At 60.3% G+C, this 5,500-nt stretch carries 7 protein-coding genes; 6 read left to right on the forward strand and 1 reads right to left on the reverse strand.

The window, feature by feature from the left end; all coding sequences use genetic code 11:
* Positions 1 to 110 precede the first annotated feature (110 nt).
* Both FPV16_RS25705 and FPV16_RS25710 read left to right on the forward strand, forming a co-directional pair.
* A complete protein-coding gene (locus FPV16_RS25705; protein ID WP_227441341.1) occupies positions 111 to 746 on the forward strand; it encodes a hypothetical protein in 636 nt (211 codons plus the stop codon).
* A 189-nt stretch (positions 747 to 935) separates the two neighbouring features.
* Positions 936 to 1,172: a hypothetical protein gene (locus FPV16_RS25710; RefSeq protein WP_227441342.1), complete on the forward strand. Its 237-nt coding sequence runs from the start codon at positions 936 to 938 to the stop codon at positions 1,170 to 1,172.
* 13 nt (positions 1,173 to 1,185) lie between these two features.
* Here the strand turns inward: FPV16_RS25710 and FPV16_RS25715 are convergent, their stop codons facing one another.
* The gene (locus tag FPV16_RS25715; RefSeq protein WP_227441343.1) at positions 1,186 to 2,379 is read right to left on the reverse strand and encodes a GSCFA domain-containing protein; all 1,194 of its coding nucleotides are present in this window, start codon (positions 2,377 to 2,379) and stop codon (positions 1,186 to 1,188) included.
* Positions 2,380 to 2,982: 603 nt separating this feature from the next.
* Between FPV16_RS25715 and FPV16_RS25720 the strand changes: the two genes are divergently transcribed.
* From FPV16_RS25720 to FPV16_RS25735, 4 genes are all read left to right on the forward strand, one after another.
* Positions 2,983 to 3,717, forward strand: coding sequence for a glycoside hydrolase family 108 protein (locus tag FPV16_RS25720; protein WP_227441344.1), 735 nt, complete (start codon positions 2,983 to 2,985; stop codon positions 3,715 to 3,717).
* A gap of 117 nt (positions 3,718 to 3,834) precedes the next feature.
* Complete coding sequence (locus FPV16_RS25725; RefSeq protein WP_227441345.1) at positions 3,835 to 4,338, forward strand: hypothetical protein; 504 nt, start codon at positions 3,835 to 3,837, stop codon at positions 4,336 to 4,338.
* 41 nt (positions 4,339 to 4,379) lie between these two features.
* Positions 4,380 to 4,847, forward strand: coding sequence for a hypothetical protein (locus tag FPV16_RS25730; protein WP_227441346.1), 468 nt, complete (start codon positions 4,380 to 4,382; stop codon positions 4,845 to 4,847).
* A complete protein-coding gene (locus FPV16_RS25735) occupies positions 4,847 to 5,305 on the forward strand; it encodes a hypothetical protein (RefSeq protein ID WP_227441347.1) in 459 nt (152 codons plus the stop codon). Before FPV16_RS25730 ends, FPV16_RS25735 begins: the two co-directional genes overlap by 1 nt.
* Positions 5,306 to 5,500: the final 195 nt, after the last annotated feature.

Here is a 5,500-nt window from a genome sequence, read left to right on the forward strand (position 1 = left end):
GCAACCGCCATGGGCCTCGGCCGCCGCCAGGGCGAGCTCGACTACAACACCCACGTCCGGCCTGCGCTGCTGGCCAAGGGCGCGATCCTCACGCTCAAGTAGGAGCCGACATGGCCAGCAGTTCTCCTGTCGTTCAAAACCGCTACCAGACGGCTGCGACCTCCACCGGTGCGGGCGGCGGTGCCGGCTACCCGGTCGATGACATTGGCTACGGCCTTCTGTTCGGCGACAAGCACGGTGCTACCCCGCAGGACATCCAGCTCGAAGGCGCCCTGCGGTCGCTGACGCCGCCCTCTGGCAAGCAACAGCCGTGGGTCATCACCACCGAGCCCGGCGTTCACATGCTGGGCAGCGCGGTCATCACCGCGTCGCAGACCGGGCCGACGAGGTTCGAAATTCTCGGCGGTGTCAGCGATGTCATTGTCACGGCAATAATCGTCCGCAACGCCACCAAGCCGATGCCGGCCGGGATGCTCGGTCGCGTCTACGAGGCCCCGGTGGTGACGGTGGGCGGCGTCACAGATTGGAACGACGCTGCCCTGCTCGCTCCCGAATTCAGCCTCGCGGGCCTGACGGACCCTTTCCAAATCGTGGATCAGGCCGGGCTCAAGAAGATGACCCAGCCTGTCTTCTTCCACTATCGTCCCATGGGGACGGCAGGCCCGGCCGACAGCACCTTCACGGTCGAGGTGTGGGGGCGGACCTACTGGTACTCGAACATCCCGAAGCCGCTGCCGAGGAGCTGAAGACCTACCACCTGTCCCTCGACGATGAGCGCGTCCCGCCGTCGGGGTGGCTGGAGGACTGAAGGCCAGCGACCGTGCCTTTGGTCGGGCCGCACAAGCATATGTGATTATCTTGAAGCTTGTATCACGACACCATATAACCCAATGGTTCGCGTCTGGGGACGAGACTCAACCAATGAAGATTGAAATATGCTTTATCCTGAGGTTCGAGTCAGCGTAAATGGCGTCGACATCTTCATTGATTTTGGGGATGGATCTTGTTTTCCGCCGAATGCTGCGGAGAGAACAGTCGCCCGCAAGGCGCTCATGGAAGCAATAGAACTACTAGACAAGCCTGCAATGGATGAAATCTGCGAGCGCGACGGAAAGATTGGCGAACAATTAAAGCCGAAGCCAGAGAAAGCCCGGCTTCGGCTTGTTAGATAACAATAGTATTCTTTTAGTCCGCGGCAGAAATTGAGGCAGCCTCCAGCTTCTTCGCGCGCCGTGCCTCTAGCCGTTGCAGGCGATCGGGAGAAGGAGGCAGTTTTCGTCTTGCTTCAATTCGAGCCTGACGACGAGCCTGACGCTCCGCCGACCGGGTTTCTTTCCGAGCTTCGACCGCTTCCGTCCGCCTGCTCGCCTTAGCCGCGAAGAATTTTTCGACCGACTGCGGCCCGCGCTTTGCAGCCTTCCGACCAAAAGCTTGCGCGTCTCGGAACGAGGTCAGCAAATCGGCATCGTTAATGCCAGGCGTACAGAAGTACCGCTCAAAAATCTTCATATTGAAGTCGAGAACAGGCTTTACGATGTGCCTTCTGTCCGGCACGAACTGATTATCGAAAGCGTAAAGTACAATATCGTAGCTAGGAAAATAATAAAGATTTGGATCGAGGTCCTTGGTCTCTCGATAGAACTCATCTACCGCCGCGCGGATAATAGACTTCGATGCCGCGTTAGCCGAAAGGCAAGATACGGGCCTGAACGAAGCGGCAAGCGGAATTGGCGAAACCGTAATCACCACTTTGGCTTGCGGATTGTACTTTTCGATCAATGCTCTTACGGCATAGATATTCTCTTTCGTCTCGGTAAAAGTCGCGACGCGAAACTTGTGACGAGACGGGTCGAGTTTTCCTTTTGGAGGAGTGCGCCAGAAGACTTCGCCGGTTGGCTCATCGTACCAGATCTCGGAGAGACCCAAAGTGATGATGAAGACCTCGGCAGTGTCGAAAAGCTTCTTCGTGTCTAGGCGGGCTTCTTCGGAATAACCGAACTCTTCGTGGTCGTAGCCCTCCCACAGAGCCTCTGTCGGGAATGAGTTTTCCCACGCCCATTCAAACTGCTGCCGGATCGCGGATGTATGAACGATGCCATCGCCCATGGCTGTTACATACGCCTTATTGTCCTTTTTGGTAAGGACATTGTAACCGCGAGTATCAAGGTGATTGCTAATATTGTTCGCAAAGCACGAGCCGAATGCAACAATCGGAGTTGACTTTGTGACAAACGGAGCGTTTGGCATAAAGCCTTTAGTTAAATAGCGGTCGACAACGTAATCTTTTTCCAAGGAGCCGTTATCGGGATAGATCGATGGACGGTTGCTGTAACTAACGCTAGTTTTCCTAGCAATGCCGTCAATAACGACGTCCATCATCCCCATAATTGTCCCCCCGGAATTTTTTGTGCTGATCTTTGACGGAACCGGCACAATAACTCCAGGGATTAAAATCCGCGACCCACAAACAGGTGGCGTTCTAGAAACCTAACGGTTGTGTCTTCCGCAACACGCACCCCAGTCGGACCCTAAGGCCAGCGGGGGGTAGCCGCCCAGCCAAACGGGTCGAGCGACAAATTCGCGGTCGGCCGCTCGACCCGCTGCCTCTCCACTGGCTGACAGATCACAGCGGTTCGGCACCTGACGCTAGGCAGCGCGCCATTGCGGCGTCAATTGCCAGTCCATCCCGAGCCGGCCGGTCGCCTTTGGCATCAGAACCGCATAGGCGCTCGCCGCACTTTCGTGGCCGTCAGAGCCTCGGGCCAGTAGCCGGCCCATTCGACGATCGCGAGCGTCAGAGCGATAGCGATCACGGCGAGCGCTACAACGGCCTCCGTTTTCGTCCAACGCCGTCGCGTCCACCGGCTCAAGATGATCGTCAGTCGTAGAAGCTGATCCATCCGGACGGCTTATCACTCCCGAGCCGGCCGGTCGCTGCGCCCCTATCACAACCGACAATCCCTCCCATCGTGAGAACTGACCATGGCCGCATCGAATTTCGAGCGGGCGCTTCCGCTCGTCCTGAAGCATGAGGGCGGGTACGTCGACCATCCATCTGATCCGGGTGGCGCCACCAACCTCGGCGTCACCATCGGCACCTTGTCGTCCTGGCTGAAGCGGCCGGCGACGAAGGCGGATGTGAAGGCGCTCACCCGCGCGACCGTCGCCCCGATCTACCGCAAGAACTACTGGGACGTCCTGCGCTGCGATGAGATGCCTGCGGGGGTCGACTACGCGGTGTTCGACTTCGGAGTGAACTCCGGCCCCAAGCGTGCGGCCATGGCACTCCAGCGGGCTATTGGCGTGGCTGACGACGGTATCATCGGCAAGGTGACGATCGCCAACATCGCGACCCGCCCGGTAGACCAGATCATCGAGCGCCTCATGGCGGATCGCATGACCTTCCTGCGTCGTCTCTCGACGTGGCAGACCTTCGGCAAGGGATGGACGTCCCGCTGCGATGGCGTGCTGCGCGAGGCCCTGGCGATGGCGCACGCCGCACCGATCCCCACACCGCCCGTCACGGTGGCTCCCATACCCTCCCCGCCACAGGGGGAGGGTTCTGTTCCCGCTTCCCCAGGCCCCCTCGTCCAGCCGGCGCCGCGGAAGAGCGGTGTGCTGACGCCTGCGAAGCCGCTGCCGGAGCCGACCTACGATGTGAAGCCCTCGTGGGGCTCGCGGCTGACGTCGTGGCTGATGCGGCCCTGGTTCGGGTGAAGCAACTACCGAGGATTTTGCGGTAGTTCGACACCACCCTAACCCAGTGATTTTGTTACGTTATGGGCATTCCCATAGCGCTTTCGTCACCACCCCCTCCCACATCGTGAGACCATCATGACCCGCTTCTTCCTAGCGGCGCTGGCGTTCGCCTGTGCCGTCTCTATCGCCCACGCCGCTGAAGTCGTCGCCACCGTGCCGACGACCGCCGTCATCCTGCCGTACGGCGAATGGCTCCTCGCCGCCGCCAACCTCTTCACCGCCGTCATCGTGCCCGTCCTCGGCGGCTTCCTCATCCAGGCGGTGACGAAGGTCTATCCCTGGGCCGCCCTGTTCCTCACGCAGAAGCGTGTGGAGCAGATGGCGAACGCCGTGACCGAGTACGCGGTGAACGCCGTCCCTGGGGCTGTGAAGGAAGGCAAGCTGTCCATCCCGGTGGGCTCTGCCGTCATCGCCAAAGCGATCCAGTACGCAGTCGATGCCGCTCCGGCGAAGGCTCTGGCCGCGGCCGGCGGTCCCGAGGGCCTGGCCAAGATCATCTTCCGCAAGCTCAACCTCGTGGATGAGGCGAACGAGACGAACGTGCTCGCCCCGGTCCTGTCGACCCTGCCGAAGAAGTAGGCGGCGAGCGCCCCGGTGGTCCCCGGCAGCAGTGAGATGCAATGGCTCCCGAAGAGAGACGGTTCACGGCTGACGAATGGCGCGACATCCAGGGCCAGTATCGGGAACAGCCAAAACGCGGGGTCCGGGCGATGTACCCGGATCCTGAAGCGGAGTGCGAGCTGGGACCGTTCGTCCCGTCGGGGGGCTACAGGCCGCCGCGCAAGGTCGAGGCCGCATCCTTCACTCCGCACCCACATCTCATCGTGTGGTTCGCCTCGCTCAGCGCGGACGACGTCTCGCGGCTCGAAACGCTGATCGCCCTCCGGCCCGAGACGGTCGCCTGGGTGTCCGGCAAGAGCCCGAAGGAGCTGGCCAGCATGGACGGCGTCGTCGAGTTCGTCTCATCGTCCCGCACCGCGGCCAAGGTGCTCATGTGGGTCTGCGGAACGACGGCTGCTTTTGTTGGCGGCGTGATCGCGCTGACGAAGGGCGGGTTCGATCTCTTCAAAACAATCAGAGGTGGCTGATGGGCTTGCGCATCTTCGGATACACCTGCCTTGCCGTGATCTGTACGGCCATCATCATCCCTTCGGCCCTCCTCTGCTATTGGCTCGCTGATCGGCACATCCCTGTGGATGTCACCCGCACGGAGGTTCTGACTCCTGTCGTGAAGCCTGGCGGCAAGCTCATCATCCGACAGACGATCCGGTACACGCGAGACTGCCGAGGGCATGTCGATCGCGTCCTCTACGACGCTCACACTCACCGAAAGTGGCTGGCTGACGTCGACTACGAGCGTCCACCGCGCGGCCTTGGCGAGCACGTCGTCACTTTTGTGGAGGACGTGCCGAGCTACTTCGAGGCCGGTGACGCCAGCTACCGCGCCGTGCCTGTCTACGCCTGCAACCTCGTCCATCAGTACCTATGGCCGCTGACGCGCGATGAGACAGTGGTACGGTTCACGGTCGAGGGGACGCCGTTCTAGCCCGATTTGGTACATTTTAGTACCATGTTCGGCAATGACCTACAAAACGCCCATAAATCTTTGATAGACTTGCCGCTCATAACGCTGAGCAAGCCGCCTAGCTTCGGAGCAACCTGTGCCAAGCATTCAAATCACGCCTGACGCGGACTACCAAGAAAATTTGGACGATCCGTTTTATGTATTCCCCCCCATCAA

The organism is Methylobacterium sp. W2 (assembly GCF_020662345.1).
GTDB lineage: Bacteria > Pseudomonadota > Alphaproteobacteria > Rhizobiales > Beijerinckiaceae > Methylobacterium.